Source organism: Pseudacidovorax intermedius (genome assembly GCF_001476815.1).
Lineage (GTDB): Bacteria > Pseudomonadota > Gammaproteobacteria > Burkholderiales > Burkholderiaceae_C > Xenophilus > Xenophilus intermedius_A.
In genome coordinates this window covers 1-16,404 of sequence record NZ_LDSL01000187.1, presented here as the reverse complement: position 1 = coordinate 16,404, position 16,404 = coordinate 1, and the positions used below count along the sequence as shown (strand labels likewise).

General features: G+C 70.1%; 15 protein-coding genes and 1 pseudogene. 8 read left to right on the top strand and 8 right to left on the bottom strand.

Features of this window, described 5'->3' with window-relative positions; translation table 11 throughout:
- From NS331_RS26410 to NS331_RS23550, 6 genes and pseudogenes are all read left to right on the top strand, one after another.
- Nucleotides 1–162 (top strand): annotated as a pseudogene (locus tag NS331_RS26410) (tripartite tricarboxylate transporter permease); the annotation flags it as partial.
- 223 nt (nucleotides 163–385) lie between these two features.
- Nucleotides 386–1,351, top strand: coding sequence for a Bug family tripartite tricarboxylate transporter substrate binding protein (locus NS331_RS23570; protein WP_058644364.1), 966 nt, complete (start codon nucleotides 386–388; stop codon nucleotides 1,349–1,351).
- Between the two features lie 41 nt (nucleotides 1,352–1,392).
- A complete protein-coding gene (locus NS331_RS23565) occupies nucleotides 1,393–3,009 on the top strand; it encodes a gamma-glutamyltransferase family protein (protein WP_058644363.1) in 1,617 nt (538 codons plus the stop codon).
- A 1-nt stretch (nucleotide 3,010) separates the two neighbouring features.
- A complete protein-coding gene (locus tag NS331_RS23560) occupies nucleotides 3,011–3,934 on the top strand; it encodes a DMT family transporter (protein WP_058644362.1) in 924 nt (307 codons plus the stop codon).
- An 87-nt stretch (nucleotides 3,935–4,021) separates the two neighbouring features.
- Nucleotides 4,022–4,819, top strand: a complete 798-nt coding sequence (locus tag NS331_RS23555) for an SDR family oxidoreductase (protein ID WP_058644361.1) — start codon at nucleotides 4,022–4,024, stop codon at nucleotides 4,817–4,819.
- A gap of 77 nt (nucleotides 4,820–4,896) precedes the next feature.
- Nucleotides 4,897–5,892, top strand: a complete 996-nt coding sequence (locus NS331_RS23550; RefSeq protein ID WP_058644360.1) for a quinone oxidoreductase family protein — start codon at nucleotides 4,897–4,899, stop codon at nucleotides 5,890–5,892.
- Nucleotides 5,893–5,919: 27 nt separating this feature from the next.
- Here NS331_RS23550 and NS331_RS23545 read toward each other — a convergent pair whose 3' ends face one another.
- Nucleotides 5,920–6,837, bottom strand: coding sequence for a LysR family transcriptional regulator (locus NS331_RS23545; protein ID WP_058644359.1), 918 nt, complete (start codon nucleotides 6,835–6,837; stop codon nucleotides 5,920–5,922).
- A 69-nt stretch (nucleotides 6,838–6,906) separates the two neighbouring features.
- Between NS331_RS23545 and NS331_RS23540 the strand changes: the two genes are divergently transcribed.
- Complete coding sequence (locus NS331_RS23540; RefSeq protein WP_058644358.1) at nucleotides 6,907–7,917, top strand: bile acid:sodium symporter family protein; 1,011 nt, start codon at nucleotides 6,907–6,909, stop codon at nucleotides 7,915–7,917.
- A 145-nt stretch (nucleotides 7,918–8,062) separates the two neighbouring features.
- Nucleotides 8,063–8,626, top strand: coding sequence for a DUF924 family protein (locus tag NS331_RS23535; RefSeq protein ID WP_058644357.1), 564 nt, complete (start codon nucleotides 8,063–8,065; stop codon nucleotides 8,624–8,626).
- 84 nt (nucleotides 8,627–8,710) lie between these two features.
- On the opposite strand, the gene NS331_RS23530 is transcribed toward NS331_RS23535, so the two are convergent.
- From NS331_RS23530 to NS331_RS23500, 7 genes are all read right to left on the bottom strand, one after another.
- On the bottom strand, nucleotides 8,711–9,379 hold the full coding sequence (locus NS331_RS23530; RefSeq protein ID WP_082702724.1) for an NAD(P)H-dependent oxidoreductase: 669 nt from the start codon (nucleotides 9,377–9,379) through the stop codon (nucleotides 8,711–8,713).
- A gap of 1,146 nt (nucleotides 9,380–10,525) precedes the next feature.
- Nucleotides 10,526–12,193: a Na/Pi cotransporter family protein gene (locus NS331_RS23525; RefSeq protein ID WP_058644356.1), complete on the bottom strand. Its 1,668-nt coding sequence runs from the start codon at nucleotides 12,191–12,193 to the stop codon at nucleotides 10,526–10,528.
- Nucleotides 12,194–12,338: 145 nt separating this feature from the next.
- The gene (locus NS331_RS23520) at nucleotides 12,339–13,169 is read right to left on the bottom strand and encodes a phosphodiesterase (RefSeq protein ID WP_058644355.1); all 831 of its coding nucleotides are present in this window, start codon (nucleotides 13,167–13,169) and stop codon (nucleotides 12,339–12,341) included.
- Complete coding sequence (locus NS331_RS23515) at nucleotides 13,169–14,227, bottom strand: ABC transporter ATP-binding protein (RefSeq protein ID WP_058644354.1); 1,059 nt, start codon at nucleotides 14,225–14,227, stop codon at nucleotides 13,169–13,171. The genes NS331_RS23520 and NS331_RS23515 overlap by 1 nt, the downstream gene beginning before the upstream one ends.
- Nucleotides 14,217–14,939 carry an ABC transporter permease gene (locus tag NS331_RS23510; RefSeq protein ID WP_440589402.1) on the bottom strand — a complete coding sequence of 241 codons (723 nt, stop codon included), beginning with the start codon at nucleotides 14,937–14,939 and terminating at the stop codon, nucleotides 14,217–14,219. The genes NS331_RS23515 and NS331_RS23510 overlap by 11 nt, the downstream gene beginning before the upstream one ends.
- A 77-nt stretch (nucleotides 14,940–15,016) precedes the next feature.
- Nucleotides 15,017–15,820, bottom strand: a complete 804-nt coding sequence (locus NS331_RS23505; RefSeq protein WP_058644352.1) for an ABC transporter permease — start codon at nucleotides 15,818–15,820, stop codon at nucleotides 15,017–15,019.
- Between the two features lie 4 nt (nucleotides 15,821–15,824).
- A partial coding sequence (locus tag NS331_RS23500) for an extracellular solute-binding protein (RefSeq protein ID WP_153013014.1) occupies nucleotides 15,825–16,404 on the bottom strand: 580 nt, incomplete at its 5' end.

Genomic DNA, 16,404 nt, shown 5'->3' with positions numbered 1-16,404 from the left:
GAGAACCTGCGCCGCGCGCTGCTGCTGTCGCGCGGCGAATGGAGCGTGCTGGTCACGCGGCCGATCTCGGCCGGCCTGCTGCTGCTGGCGGTGCTGCTGCTGGTGATCGTGCTGCTGCCCTCGGTCAAGTCCAAGCGCGAGGAAGCCTTCGTCGAGGAATGACGGCGCAGGGGCGGGCCGCCTGCGGCACGCACCTTGCACACCACAACGGCACCTTCGGGTGCCGTTTTTCATTGGCGAGGAGAGCGCTGCAGGATTCATAGATCGGCCGCATGAATTCATCAACCAAATCCATTTCCTCATCAGTGCGGAAAGCGTTCCAATCGGCGCCGCGCGGCCGCCGGCTGACGGGCGGCCGACCGACACCCTTCTTTTGTCCATGACGATGCAACGCAGACATTTCCTGCAGGCCGCCTCGGCCTCGCTGCTTCCCGCCGGCGCCGCGCTGGCGCAGAGCTACCCGTCCAAGCCGATCCGGCTGATCGTGCCCTTCCCGGCCGGCGGCGCCACCGACCTGTTCGCCCGCACGCTGTCGCAGAAGATGGGTGAGAAGCTCGGCAATTCCGTGGTGGTGGACAACAAGCCCGGTGCCGGCGGCGCCATCGGCGCCGACCTGGCCGCGAAGGCGCCGGCCGACGGCTATACGCTGCTGCTGGCCACCACCAGCACGCATGCGATCGGCCCCTCCATCACCGCCAGGCTGCCCTATGACACGGTGCGCGACTTCACGCCCATCGGCCACGTGGGCAATGCGCCCAGCATCATGCTGGTGCCCAACAGCTCGCCCGCGCGCAGCGTGAAGGAATGGATCGAGCTGGCCCGCAAGAATCCCGGCCGGTTCAACTATGCCTCCAGCGGCAACGGCACCGTGGTGCAGCTGACGGCGGAACTGTTCAAGTCGATGGCGGGCGTGTTCGTCACCCACATTCCCTACAAGGGCACGGCCCTGGCCATGCCGGACCTGGTGAGCGGCAAGGTGGACCTGCTGTTCGACGCGCTGCCCACGGGCCTGCCCTTCGTGCGCGACGGGCGGCTGCGCGCGCTGGCCGTGACCTCGCTCAAGCGCAGCCCGCTGGTGCCCGAGCTGCCGCCGGTGTCCGACACGCTGCCGGGCTTCGAGTCGGTGACCTGGTTCGGCCTTTATGGCCCCAAGGGCCTGCCGGCGGAGCTGGTGGCGCGCGTGAACACGGCCGCGGCACAGGCCACCACCGATCCCGAGGTGCGCGAGAAGCTCGAAAAGCTCGGCATCGAGCCGGCCACCAGCACGCCGGCCCAGTTCGCGGCCCTGGTGGCGCAGGACGCGGCCAAGTGGAAGAAGATCATCGTCGAGCGCAAGATCACCAACGACTGATCGCCTTCGACCACGCACAACAGCCCCTGCAGGACATTCCCATGAAGCGCTTCGACTACGGCAACCCCTATCCCTCCACCCGCATCCCGGTCTTCGCCCGCAACGTGGTGTCGACCTCGCACCCGCTGGCCGCGCAGGCCGGCCTGCGCATGCTGCACCAGGGCGGCAACGCGGTGGATGCCGCCATCGCCACCGCGGCCGTCATGACGCTGGTGGAGCCGGTGAGCAACGGCCTGGGCAGCGATGCCTTCTGCATCCTGTGGGACGGCCAGCAGCTGCACGGCCTGAACAGCTCCGGCTGTGCGCCGGCGGGCTGGACGCCCGAGTACTTCCGCCGCAAGCATGGCGCCGACGCCAGGACCCCGCCCATGCGCGGCATGGATTCGGTGACGGTGCCGGGCGCCGTCGGCGCCTGGGCCGCGCTGTCGGAGCGCTTCGGCAAGCTGCCCTTCGCCGACCTGATGGTGCCGGCCATCGAGGTGGCGGAGCGCGGCTACCTGATCCCGCCCGTGGTGCAGCAGAAGTGGGCCGCCGCCACGCCCATCCTGCACGACCAGCCCGGCTTCGCGCAGAGCTTCATGCCCTGGGGCCGCGCGCCCGAGGTGGGCGAGCTGTTCCGCTTTCCGGCCGCGGCGCGCGCGTTGCGGGCCATCGGACAGACGCGTGGCGAGGCCTTCTACCGTGGCGAGATCGCCGAGGCCCTGGCCCGCTTCTCGGCCGCCAACGGCGGCAGCCTGACGACCGCCGACCTGGCGAACTGGAAGCCCGAGTGGGTCAAGCCGGTGAGCAAGGACTACCACGGCTACACGCTGCACGAGATCCCGCCCAACGGCCAGGGCATCGCCGCGCTGATCGCGCTGGGCATCCTGTCCAACTTCGACATCGCGTCGATGGCCATCGATTCAGCCCAGGCCCAGCACCTGCAGATCGAGGCCATGAAGCTGGCCTTCGCCGACGTCTACCGCTACGTGTCGGAGCCATCGTCGATGACGGTGACCCCCGAGCAAATGCTCGATGACGCCTACCTGGCCAGCCGTGCAAAACTCATCGACATGCACCGCGCACAGGACTTCCAGGCCGGCAACCCGGTCAAGGGCGGCACCATCTACCTCACGGCCGCCGACGAGAGCGGCATGATGGTGAGCTTCATCCAGAGCAACTACATGGGCTTCGGCTCTGGCTGCGTGGAGCCCGAATTCGGCATCAGCCTGCAGAACCGTGGCCACGGCTTCAGCCTGGCCGACGGCAGCCCCAACCAGGTGGCGCCGGGCAAGCGGCCTTTCCACACCATCATCCCGGGCTTCCTCACGCAGGATGGTCAGCCGGTGATGAGCTTCGGCGTGATGGGCGGCAACATGCAGCCGCAGGGCCACATGCAGACGCTGGTGCGCATGATCGACCACCACCAGAACCCACAGGCCGCCTGCGATGCGCCGCGCTGGCGCTTCAACGCCGGGCTGAACATCAACGTGGAGTCGGCGATGAGCCCGGCCGTGGTCGACGGCCTGCGCGGCATGGGCCACGAGATCGACGTCATCAACGACTCCTACCAGGACTTCGGTGCCGGCCAGTTCATCTGGCGCATGGGCGATCCGAAGACCGAGGGCTACGTGATCGCGAGCGATCCGCGCCGCGACGGCTTGGCTGCCGGTTGGTGAGATGAGCAGCGGCGCGGCGTCTTCTTCCCTTTCCCCCAAGGCCCGCGCCGGCATGGGCACCGGCCTGCTGCTGGCGGTGTTCGGGGCCATTGCCTTCAGCGGCAAGGCCATCATCGTCAAGCTGGCCTACCGCCATGGCGTGGACGCCGTGACGCTCATCATGTTGCGCATGCTGTTCGCCCTGCCGCTGTTCGCCGGCATGGCGTGGTGGGCGGGCCGCGGCAAGCCGCCGCTCACGCGCCGCGACTGGTTGGGCGTGTGCGGGCTGGGGCTCACGGGCTACTACCTGGCGAGCTTCCTGGACTTCGCCGGTCTGGCCTACATCTCGGCCAGCCTGGAGCGGCTGATCCTGTACCTCAACCCCACGCTGGTGATGCTGTTCGGCTGGGCCGTCTACCGCCGCAAGGTGCGCGGCAAGCAGCTGCTGGGCGCGGCCATCAGCTATGCGGGGGTGATGCTGGTTTTCGGCCACGAGCTGGGGCTGGGGCAGGGCGGTGCGACGGCCTGGGGTGCCTTCCTGGTCTTCCTGAGCGCCATCAGCTATGCCATCTACCTCGTGTGGAGCGGCGAGTTCGTCAAGCGGCTGGGCTCGCTGCGGCTGGTGGGCCTGGCCACCACGGTGGCCTGCCTGCTGTGCATCGGCCAGTACCTCGTGCTGCGGCCCATCGGCACGGCGCTGGACGTGGCGCCGCCGGTGATCTGGCTGTCGGTGCTCAACGCCACGCTGTGCACGGCGGTGCCCGTGCTGGCGGTGATGATGGCCATCGAGCGCATCGGCCCCGCCGTGGCGGCGCAGACCGGCATGATCGGCCCCATGTCCACGCTGCTGATGGGCGTGCTGCTGCTGGGCGAGCCGTTCACGGTCTGGATCGCCGCAGGCACCGCGCTCGTGCTGGCCGGCATTTACGTCTTCACCCGGCCCTGAGCACGGATCGCGCGGCTCCGCTACCCTTGCGCCCCATCGCTGCCCGGCGGGTCCGGCGCGGCATCTTCATCTAGGAGTCTTCTTCACATGGATCTGGGAATCGCAGGCAGAACGGCGCTGGTGTGCGGCGCGAGCAAGGGTCTGGGCTTCGGCTGCGCACAGGCGCTGCGGCGCGAGGGCGTCAACGTGGTCATCGTGGCGCGCGGCGCCGAGGCACTGCAGGCCGCCGCCGCGAGGCTGGAGGCCGAGCGCCCGGCCAGCGGCGACGCGCCCTTCGTCAAATGGGTGGCCGCCGACATCACCACCGCCGAGGGCCGTGCCCAGGCCTTCGCCGCGCATGCCGACTACGACATCGTGGTCACCAACGCCGGCGGCCCGCCGCCCGGCGACTTCCGCGACTGGGACCGCGAAGCCTGGATCAAGGCCGTGGACGCCAACATGCTGACGCCCATCGAGCTGATCAAGGCGACGGTCGACGGCATGGCGGCCCGGGGCTTCGGCCGCATCGTCAACATCACCTCCAGCTCGGTGAAGGCGCCCATCGACATCCTCGGCCTGTCCAACGGCGCGCGCAGCGGCCTGACGGGCTTCGTGGCCGGCGTGGCGCGCACCGGCCTGGCCGCCAAGGGCGTGACGCTCAACAACCTGCTGCCGGGCAGCTTCGACACCGACCGGCTGCAGGGCACGGCCGCCGCCGCCGCCAAGAAGACGGGCCAGACGGTGGACGCCATCCACGAGGCGCGCAAGAAGACCATTCCCGCGCGCCGCTTCGGCACGCCCGAGGAATTCGGCGCCATCTGCGCCTTCCTGTGCAGCATGCATGCGGCCTATGTCACCGGCCAGAACTGGCTGGCGGACGGCGGGGCCTATCCCGGCACCTACTGACGCGCGTGGCCCTGCGCCCGGCGGCGGCGACGGGGCCGGCAACGGTTTCGATCCCACGAGAACCAGGAGATGAACCCATGACCCACAAGAGCAGAGCCATCCGCATCGACCGCCAGGGCGGTCCCGAGGAACTGAAGCTGGTGGAGGTCGAGGTCGGCGAACCCGGCCCCGGCGAGATCCGGGTGCGCCACCATGCCGTGGGCCTGAACTTCATCGACGTCTACCAGCGCAACGGGCTCTATCCCTTCCCGATGCCGCTGCAGCTGGGCATGGAGGCGGCCGGCGTGGTCGAGGCGGTGGGCGAGGGCGTGACGCATCTGGCGGCAGGCGACCGCGTGGCCTATGCCAGCCAGCCGCCCGGCGCCTATTGCGAGCTGCGCGTGATGCCGGCGCGCTGCGTGTGCCGGCTGCCCGACGCCATCTCCTTCGAGACCGGCGCGGCCATGATGCTCAAGGGCCTGACGGCGCAGTACCTGCTGCGCAAGACGCTGCCGGCCGAGGGCCTGCAGGCGGGCGACTTCGTGCTTTTTCACGCAGCGGCCGGCGGCGTGGGCCTGATCGCCTGCCAATGGGCCAAGGCGCTGGGCCTGCAGCTGATCGGCACCGCCGGCAGCGACGCCAAGTGCGAACTGGCGCTGGCCCACGGTGCCGCCCATTGCATCAACTACAGCCGCGAAAACTTCGCCGAGCGGGTCCGGCAGATCACCGGCGGCCAGGGCGTGAAGGTGGTGTACGACTCGGTGGGCAAGGACACCTTCGAGGGTTCGCTCAACTGCCTGCGGCCCTTCGGCCTGCTGGCCAGCTTCGGCAACGGCTCCGGCCTGGTGCCGCCGGTCAACATCGGCCAGCTGGGCGCCAAGGGTTCGCTCTACATCACGCGGCCGACGCTGTTCACCCACATCGCCACGCGCGAGAGCACCCAGGCCATGGCCGACGACCTGTTCGGGGTGGTGCGCAGCGGCGCGGTGAAGATCCCGGTGGAACAGCGCTACCGGCTGGCGGACGTGCAGCAGGCGCACCGCGACCTGGAAGCCCGCAAGACCACGGGCTGCACGGTGCTGACGCTGGACTGATGACGGCGTCCCGCGGGGAGGGCCGCCTCAGGTCCGCGGGACTGCTCCCTGGGCCTCGCGCTCGCGCGCGGTGGCCCGCACCAGCTCCCACACGCGCAGTGCGAGCGGGGAGGGCTGGCGATTGCGCCGGTGCACCAGCACGATGGCCCGCTCGACCTTCGGCGTGAGCGGCCGCACCTGCAGGCCGGCCAGGCCGCCGGGCGGCAGGCCCAGGGCCGGCATCACGCTGATGCCCAGGCCGGCCACCACCATCTGGAAGACGGTGGTCGGATGGCCCAGCTCCTGCGCCACCGGGCACTGCGCGCCGTGCCGGGCCAGCGCCTCGTCGATCAGCCGGCGGCTGCCCGAGGCATGGTCGAGCAGCACCAGCGGCTCGCCATCCAGCGCCGACCAGGGCGCCGCGGCCTTGCGCGCCAGCCGGTGGCCCTGCGGCACCACCAGCACGAAGGGGTCGCGCATGATGGGCTCGGAATGCAGGTCGTCGTCGGCCGAAGGCTCGATCACCACGCCGAAGTCGACCTCGCCGGCCCGCACGCTGGTCAGCACGTCCTGCTGGATGCGGTCGAGCAGCAGCAGCTGGATGTCGGGCTCCTCGCGCACGCAGGCGGCGATGCAGGCCGGCATCAGGTAGGCCGACAGCGTCGGGCTGCTGGCCACGCGCACCTTGCCGCGGCGCAGGCGGCCCAGGTCGCGCACTTCGGCCAGGGACTGGTCCAGCTCGTCCAGCACCCGCGCCAGCTTGAGCGCGAGGGCGCGCCCCGCTTCGGTCAGGGCGACCTCGCGCGTGGTGCGGTCCAGCAGCTTCAGGCCCAGCTGCGACTCCAGTTCGTGGATGGCGCGGCTGACGGCCGGCTGGGTCAAGCCGACCTCCTGCCCGGCGCGGCTGAAGTTGCGCAGCTGCGCCACGGCGAGGAAGACCCGGAGCTGGCGCAGCGACACATTCATGCGGCTGGATCATAAAACCATCAGATAAATCCATTTCCCTTGGATCGATCGCGGGCGTCCAATCGGCACATGACATCGCTCACCCGCTTCCTGCCCGACCGCTTCACGCTGATGCTGATCGGCACCGTGACCCTGGCCAGCCTGCTGCCCGCGCAGGGGCGGGTGGCGGCCGGCATGGAGACCCTGACGACGGCCGCCATCGCGGCGCTGTTCTTCCTGCACGGCGCGCGCCTGTCGCGCGAGGCCGTGCTGGCCGGCGTGGGCCACTGGCGGCTGCACCTGCTGGTGCTGGCCAGCACCTTCGTGCTGTTCCCGCTGCTGGGCCTGGCGCTCAAGCCGCTGCTGCAGCCGCTGGTCACGCCCACGCTCTATACCGGCGTGCTGTACCTGTGCGTGCTGCCGTCGACGGTGCAGTCGTCCATCGCGCTGACGGCCATGGCCCGCGGCAACGTGCCGGCGGCCGTGTGCAGTGCCTCGGCCTCGACGCTGCTGGGTGTGCTGATCACGCCGGTGCTGGTCAACCTGCTGGTGGTGCCGGGCCACCATGCCAATGCCTCGCTCGACGCCATCGGCCGCATCCTGCTGCAGCTGATGGTGCCCTTCGTGGCCGGCCACCTGCTGCGGCCCTGGGTGGGCGGTTTCGTGCAGCGCAATGCCAAGATGCTCAAGTGGGTGGACCAGGGCTCGATCCTGCTGGTGGTCTACACCGCCTTCAGCGCGGCGGTGGTGAAGGGCCTGTGGCACCAGCTGCCGCTGTCGGCCCTGGTGGCGGTCGCGGTGGTGAGCGCACTGCTGCTGGCCTTGGCGCTGGGGGTGACCAACGCCGTTGCCAAGCGCGCAGGTTTCTCCGTCGAGGACCGAATCGCCATCGTGTTCTGCGGCTCCAAGAAGAGCGTGGCCAGCGGCGTGCCGATGGCCAACGTGCTGTTCCCGGCCTCCATGGTGGGCCCGATCGTGCTGCCGGTGATGCTGTACCACCAGATCCAGCTGATGGCGTGCGCGGTGCTGGCTCAACGTTATGCGCGGCGGGCCGAGCCGGCGGTGGGCGACGACGCGACTGCCGCGCCGCGGGCTGCGTGACGAAGACCGTGGCTGTCGTGGCGCCGCGGCCCGCGTGATTTCACGGGTCTGCGCCACGCCGCCGCGGCCTGGCTTCTGTAGCAGGTCCAGGGGCTGGCATCATGCGGGCCATTTGACCGAGCGGCCGCCCAGGCCGAGTGCGCCGATGAGCCCAACATCCACTGCCACGACCGTTCCGCCCGAGGCTGCCGCCCTGGTGGACTTCTGGCGGGCGTCCGAGCCCCACTGGTTCCGCAAGAGCGATGCCTTCGATGCCGAGTTCTTCGCCCGTGGCTTTCAACTGCACCTGAGCGCCGCACGCGGCGAACTGGATGCCTGGCTGGAGACGCCGGCGGGCGCGCTGGCCTTGCTGCTCCTGCTGGACCAGTTCCCGCGCAATGCCTTCCGCGGCACGGCCAACATGTATGCGACCGATGCGCGTGCCCGTGCCGTCGCGCGCGAGGCGCTGGCACGGGGTCACGAGATGGGGGTCGATGCGCCGCTGCGGCTGTTCTTCTGCCTGCCCTTCGCGCATTCGGAGGCGCTGGACGATCAGCAGCGTTCGGTGCGGCTCTACGAACGCCTGGCGCCGGAGGCGCTGCGCCACGGCGAGGAGCACCGCGACATCGTGCAGCGCTTCGGCCGCTTTCCGCACCGCAATGCGATCCTGCTGCGGGAGAGCACGCCGGAAGAACTGGCCTTCCTGGCCGAGGGTGGCTTCGCCGGCTGAACGGGCCGCGACCCGCGGCCATTCAGCCTGAAGGACGACGGCCCCGCAGCGCTGCCCACAGGCGCGCCGCGGGCCGGTCCGCGATCAGCGGACTTCGGTGATGAACTGTTCGCGCGGGCGGCGCACCTTCTTCAGGTTCGCCAGCCAGTCGCCATCGGCCTGGCGGTAGCCCAGGGGCAGGATGGCGACGCTGCGCAGGCCGCGCGCACGCAGTTGCAGGATGTCGTCCAGCGCGGCCGGATCGAAGCCTTCCATCGGCGTGCTGTCGACCTGCTCGAAGGCGGCGGCGATGACGGCGGCGCCCAGGCCGATGTAGGCCTGGCGGGCGGCGTGCTCGAAGTTCTGTTCGGCGGGGCGGTTCGGGTAGGCGGCCAGCAGCTTCTGGCGGTAGGCCTCCCAGCCTTCGTTGCGGAAGCCGCGCTCTTCGTTCACCAGGTCGAACATGTGGTTGATGCGCTCGGCCGTGTAGTGGTCCCAGGCGGCGAACACGAGCAGGTGCGAGCCTTCGGTGACCTGCGCTTGGTTCCAGGCGATGGCCTGGATGCGCTGGCGCACTTCGGGGTTGGTGACGACGATCACTTCGAAGGGCTGCAGGCCGCTGGAGGTGGGCGCGAGGCGGATGGCCTCCAGGATGCGCTCGACCTTGTCGGCGGGCACGGACTGGGCCGGGTCCATCTTCTTGGTGGCGTAGCGCCATTGCAGCTTGTCCAGCAGGCCGGTGGCGTCCTGGTGCGTGTGGGTCATGTCGTTCATGGGTCTTCTCCCGGGCTTGTGTTCAAGGGGCGCCGATCATCCCGCGGGTGTGGGGCGGTCAGCCTGCGGTCAGTGCAATGGCCTTGTGGGGGCGGGCCGTCTGTGTGACGGCGTGCAGGGTGGGGGCGGATCGTGTACGCAAGGCGTGGGTTTCGGTCATCTTGGCGTTCGGCGTGTTTCGGGGCGAATTTTTGTGGCGGGGGCGGCGCGCGAGGAGCGGCCCGTCGCGGGCTCAGAGTGAGGCGGTCGGCACTGCGTGCCGACTCCGCTGCGATGCTCGCGCACCCGGCCCGCGGCAGAACTCGCTACGCGCTTCGCGCTGCGCTCAAACAACTGCCGCGAGTCAGATCACGAAGCAGGCCTGTCCTTCGGCAGGCCTGCAGGCCGGGTGCGCTGCGCTTCTCGCCGCTTCACACATCGCCCACGCCGGGCCGCTCCTCGCGCGCAGGGACCGGGTGCTCGATCGGCCGGCATGAGGGACACAGTCCCTCGCGGACGCTTCGCCGTCGTGGCCGGAGGATGGGTTCGGCCACCGCAGTGGATCGAGCGTCCCCTTGCTTCTTCGAGCGCTGTGCAGGGCCTCGACACGCCCAGCCCGAACGGCTGTGGAAGGACCGCAGCGCCTCATGGCGTCGTTCCGGGAGCGTGCCATTCCGCCACTGCGTCACTGCGCAACTGCGCAACTGCGTAACTGCGTAACTGCGTAACTGCGTAACTGCGTAACTATGGTGGTGCGCCAGTGCGCCAGTGCGCCAGTGCGGCACCGTCAGCCGATTCCGGTCCGGGCGGGGGTAGGCAGCGTGGCGTGCGCCTGTGAGGCGCCGAGAAGCGCAGTGCACCCGGCCTGCAGGCCTGCCGAAGGACAGGCCTGCTTCGTGGTCTGACTCGCGGCATTTGTTTGAGCGGAGCTGCCGTCAGGCAGCGCAGCGAGTTATGCCGCGGGCCGGGTGTGCGAGCATCGCAGGGGAGTCGGCACGCAGTGCCGACCGCCTCACTGAAGCTCGCCGCGCTGCCTACCCCCGCCCGGACCGGCGCGCCTGCTATGCACCCCCGCGGATCGACGCGCCCGATGCGCATTTCGGCGGACCAGTGCACCGCCAAGCACATCGCGCACCGAGGTCAACAACCCGGGTGCACCACCAAACCTCAGCGCGGCTCCTCCGCCTCCACCAGCGACGACCGCAGCCGGCTCGGCGCCAGCGCCCCCGCCGAGTCGAGGATGGGATACGCGATCGAGCAGATGTGCGAGTTGATGCGCTTCAGGTCGCTGATCAGGTCGATGTGCAGCGAACTCGTCTCCATGCTCGGCGCCGTGCGGTCCATCAGGCGCGTGAGGTGCGTGTTGGCATAGGCCCGCTCCAGGTCGCGGAAGCGCACCTTCTCCTCCAGCAGCTTCTGCGCGTCGCGCACATTGCCGTTCAGGAACACGCTCATGCCCAGCCGCAGGTTGGCCACCAGCCGCTCGTGCATCTCCACGATCTCGGCCATGCCGGCCTCGGAGAAGTTGCGGTGCGGCCGGATCTTCTTGTCCTCGATGTCGGAGATCACCCGCTCGATGATGTCGCCGATCTGCTCCATGTTGATGGTGAAGCTGATGATGTCGGTCCAGCGCCGGCTCTCCTCCTCGCCCAGCGCCTCGCGCGAGATCTTGGTGAGGTAGTACTTGATGTCCGAGTAGAGCCGGTCGACCTGGTCGTCCATCTTGCGCAGCTCCTCGGCCAGCCGAAGGTCGTTGCCGCGGATCACGGCGAGCACGCCGATCAGCATGCTCTCGACCACGTCGGCCTGGTGCAGCGCCTCGCGCGCCGCATTCGAAATGGCCAGCGAGGGCGTGGACAGCGCGGAAGGGTCCAGGTGCCGCGGCCGCGTCCCCGTGGCGGGCGTGCGCGGCACCGGCACCAGCGTCATCGACAGCCTGGCCACCGCGGTCGTGAGGCCGATGAAGGCCACGCTGGCGATCACGTTGAAGGCCAGGTGGAACATCACGACCAGCGTGGCGGGCGACGCGGTCAGCGTGTCCGGCGCCTGGCGCAGCACCAGCCCCACGAAGGGCGCCGCGATCACCACGCCCAGCAGCTTGAACAGGAAGTTGCCCACCGTCACCTGCCGCACCGCGGGCGGCGACTTGGCCGTGGTCAGCACCGCCAGCAGGCCGCTGCCGAGGTTGGCGCCCAGCACCAGGCCCAGTGCCACGTCCAGCGGCACCACGGCACCCGTGGCCATGGCGGCCACCAGCAGCACGACCGCCAGGCTGGAGTAGGCAACCACGGCCAAGGCCGCGCCGACGGTGATCTCGAGCATCAGGTCACTGGTGATCGAGGCGATCACGGCGCGCATGGCCTCGCTCTCGAACAACGGGCCCGTGGCCTGCACCACCAACTGCAGCGCCAGCAGCATCAGGCCCAGGCCGATCAGGATGCGGCCGAAGCGGCCGGCCGCGCTGGCCGGGCGGGTGATGGACAAGACCACGCCGGTGAAGATGAAGAGCGGCGACAGCCACGAGAGGTCGGTGGAGAACAGCACCGACATCAGTGCCGTGCCGATGTCCGCCCCGCGCATCACGGCCAGCGCGGAGGGCAGGGTGATCAGCCCCTGGCCGACGAAAGACGACGTCATGAGCGAGGTCGCCGTGCTCGACTGCACCAGCGCCGTCACGCCAATGCCCGCCAGCGCCGCCGAGAAGCGGTTGCCCAGGCTGCGCTGCAGCAACCTGCGCAGATCGCCGCCGAATACGCGCAGCACCCCCGTGCGCACGAGATGGGTGCCCCACACCAGCAGGGCGACGGCGGCGAGCAGGTTCAGCAGGTGCTTCATGGACGGGGTGCGGCTCCTTCGGGAAGACGGGGCAATGCGAAAAAGGGGCAGCCATTCTGCACGCGGCGTGCCAGCGTGGCCGTAGGTCGAAGGCCACCTCGGTGCCCTTGTCCCGGGTGGGGCGCATGCCGCACGCCGGGAGGCCTCAATCGATCAACGCGCCGTTGTCATGAAAGGGATACGGCCCCTCGAAAACGCCACTCGCCGCCAGGTGCGTGACCAGCCGCTGGCCGTCCCACGCATGCACCCTAAAGCCCGGCGGCTCCAGCGTCCAGGCCGAGGGCGCATCGGGCGTCAGGTCCAGGCAGACCTGGTGGGCCGGCGCGGGTGCGGTGCTGGCGATGGTGCCGCCGAAACGCACGTCGATGGCTCGGTGCAGGTGGCCGCAGATGATGCGTTCCACGTTCGGGTGTTGCGCCACCAGCGCCTCAAGTTCGGCCGCGCCCTCGAGCAGGCCGATGTCGTCCATGTGGCCGATCAGCGTGCGGAAGGGCGGATGGTGCATGGCGATCACCACCGGCTGGCCGCGGCTGGCGTCCAGTTCGCGGGCCAGCCAGTCGAGCCGGCGATGGCACAGCGAGCCGTGCGAGGCGCCGGGCGTCACGGTGTCCAGCGCGATCAGCCGCAGCGGCCCGACGGCCACGTTGAACTGCACGAACTCGCCGTCGCCGAGGTAGCTGTGCGTGGGAAAGCTGCGGCGCAGTTGCGCCCGCTCGTCGTGGTTGCCTGGCAGCAGGTAGACGGGCGTAGTGCCCAGCGGCGCCAGCAGCTCGGCCAGGTGCGCGTACTCGGCCTCGCGGCCGAAGTCGCTCAGGTCGCCGGTGATGACGATGGCATCGGGCGCCTGCCGCAACCGCAGCACGCTGGCCACGGCCTCGCGCAGGTAGGGCGCGGTGTCGATGCGGCCATAGGCCAGGCGGCCGGGTTCGCGGATGTGCAGGTCGGTGAGCTGCACGAGGAAGGTGGGGCGGGTCATCAGGCAATCTCCGTGGTGGGCATCAGGCGGTCGGCGGTGGTGCGGATGCCCACCTGCTGGTCCTGTTGCCAGGGGCAGTCGCGGCCGGCTTCGGCGAGCAGTGCGGGCTGGTCGCCGGCGTCCAGCCGCAACTGCACGCGCTCGCCCAGGAAGGTGCGCTGCACGACGCGGGCCATGCCCCAGCCAGGCTGGGGTGGGCCGAGTTCGATGTCCTCGGGCCGCACCAGCAGCGCCGGTTGCGCGGCCAGGCCGTCGGGGCAGGGCAGCGCCACGCCGCCGAGCATGACCACGCCCTGCTGGCGCGCGGCGTCGTTGCGGTCGAGGCGGTTCACCCGGCCCAGGAATTCGGCGACGAAGGGATGGGCCGGCGTGCGGTACAGGTCCTCGCCGCGGCCCACCTGCACGATGCGGCCGCCGCGCATCACGGCCAGGCGGTCGGCGATGGCCAGCGCTTCCTGCTGGTCGTGCGTGACGTGCACGGCCGTGATGTGCAGGCGGCGCAGCAGCTCGGCCAGCTCGTCGCGCAGCGATTCCTTGAGCTTGGCGTCCAGCGCGGCCAGCGGCTCGTCGAGCAGCAGCACGCGCGGGCGCACTGCCACGGCGCGAGCCAGGGCGACGCGCTGGCGCTGGCCGCCGGACAGCTCGGCCGGGCGCTTGTGTTCCAGACCAGTGAGGCGCGTCAGTTCCACCAGCTCGCCCACCGTGCGTTCGACCTCCGCGGCCGGCGTGCCGCGGATGCGCAGGCCATAGCCGATGTTGGCCGCCACGCTCATCTGCGGAAAGAGCGCATAGCTCTGGAACACCATGCCCACGTTGCGCCGCTCCACCGGCCGGTCGCTCACGTCCTGGCCGCCGAAGAGGATGCGGCCGCCCGCGTCCATGCCCTCCAGGCCGGCGATCAGGCGCAGCAGCGTGGTCTTGCCGCAGCCCGAGGGGCCGAGCAGGGCCAGCACCTCGCCGGGCTCCACATGCAGGTCGGTGGGCTGCAGGCCGCGCGTGCCGTCGGCGTACGTCTTGGCGCAGCGTTCGATGTCGATGGCCGTTCGTTCAAGTTCCATGGTGTTTGCGAATGAAGTCCGCGGCGGCCTGCAGGCCCCAGAGCACGGGCAGGATGACGAGGAAGAAGACGAGGGTGTAGGCCGAGCCGATTTCGATGCGGGCCGAGGCATAGCTGTCGGCCAGGCCCACGGGCAGCGTGCGGGTCAGGGGCGTGTGCAGCATCCAGGTGAGGTTGAACTCGCCCACCGACAGCGTGAAGACCATCAGGCAGCCCGCCACGATGGCCGGGAACACGGCCGGCACCAGCACGCCCAGAAAGCGCTGCACGAAGCTCGCGCCCAGTGTGCGCGCGGCCTCGTCCAGCGCCACCAGTTCACGCCGCTGGAAGGCCGAGGCCACGGTGCGCACCATGAAGGGCAGGGTGAAGACGACGTGGCCCACGAGGATGAATGCGTAGCTCTGGCGGAAGCCCTGCACCTGGCCGTAGGCCAGGATCAACGCCAGGGCCGTGGCCAGGCCCGGCACGGCCACGGGCAGCGTCAGCAGCTCCTCGAAGAGCCGCGCCGCGCGCGTGCGGCTGCGCGCCAGCGCCCAGGCGCAGGGCACGCCCAGCAGCACGGTGCACAGCACGCAGGTGGCGGCCAAGAGCAGCGAGCCGGTGACGGTGCTGCCGTAGCTGTCCCACACCTCCACCAGCCAGCGCAGCGTGAAGCCGCTGCGCCAGCCGCGTCCGTAGTTGGTCACCAGGCCGGCCAGCACCGACAGCAGCATGGGCGCCAGCGTGAAGAAGGCCACCAGGCCGGTGAGCGTTGCCAACACGGGCGAGCGCGATGTACCGCTGCGTGCCGTCATGCGTTGGCCTCCCCGCTGAAGCGGCGTGCAATGAAGAGCACGGCCCAGGTCACCAGCCCCAGCGCGATCGACAGCGATGCCGCGAGCGCGAAGTTGGCGTAGTTGGTGAACTCGTCATAGATGGTGATCGGGATCACCTCGAACTTGCTCGCCAGCGTGAAGGCCGTGCCGAAGGCACCCATGGCGGTGGCGAAGACGATGGCACCGCAGGCCAGCGTGGTGGGCGCCAACTCGGGCACCCACACGTCGCGGGCGATGGCGATGCGCGAGGCACCGAGCGAGCGGGCGGCCTCTTCCAGCGCCGGGTCCATGGCCTCGGCCGCGGCCGTGTAGGCGGCGATGGCCCGCGGCAGCGAGAAGTACAGGTAGGCCAGGAACAGGCCCAGCAGCCCGTAGGCGAAGGTCAGCCGCTCGCCGCCCAGGCTGGACGAGATGTCCGCCACCAGCCCCTGCCGGCCGCCCAGCAGGATCACGAAGAAGCCCACGATGACGCCCGGAAAGGACAGCGGCAGCGTCAGCACGGCCAGCAGCAGGCGCCGTCCGGCGAAGCGCTGGCGCGCCAGGTACAGCCCCACGGCCGCGCCCAGCACCAGGGTGGCGAGCGTGACCGCCACCGACAGCGCTAGCGTCTGCAGCATGCTCGTGAGGTAGCGCGGCTGCGTCAGCACCGCGAAGTAGGCCGAGGCCCCTTCGCGCGCCGGCAGGGCCAGCAGCTGCAGCGCGGGCAGCAGCCAGAAGGCCAGGAAGAAGATGCCGGCCGGCAGGGCGCAGGCCAGCAGGATCAGCTGCGGTCGCTGCATCGGCTCAGCGCGCTTCCTTCAGGTAGCGCTCGGAGAAGGCCTTCTGCACAGCAGCCATGCGCGCATAGTCCACCGGCTTGGCGCGGGCGTACTCGCTGGCAGGCAGGAACTGCGCTTCCACCTCCTTGGGCATGGCGCTCGCGCGCACCGGCCGCAGGTAGGCCTTGGCCCAGACGGCCTGGCCTTCGTCGGAGAGCACGAAGTCCAGCGCCTTCTTGGCATCGGCCGCATGCGGCGCCTTGGCCACCAGGCTCATCACGTAGGGGACGACCACCGTTCCTTCGCTCGGGATCACGAAGGCCACGTTGGCGCCGTCCTTGTACTTGGCGCGGTAGGCGTTGAAGTCGTAGTCCAGCAGGATGCCGATCTCGCCCGAAAGCACGCGGGCGTAGGCGGTCTGCTTGGGCACGATGGGCTCGTTCTTCTGCAGGGCCTTGAAGTAGTCGATGGCCGGCTTGAAGTCGTCCATGCTGCCGCCGCGCGCCTGGTTCACCGCCACGGCGCCGACGTAGCCGACGAAGGCCGAGGCCGGGTCCAGGTAGCCCACCAGGCCCTTGTACTCGGGCTTGAGCAGGTCGGCCCAG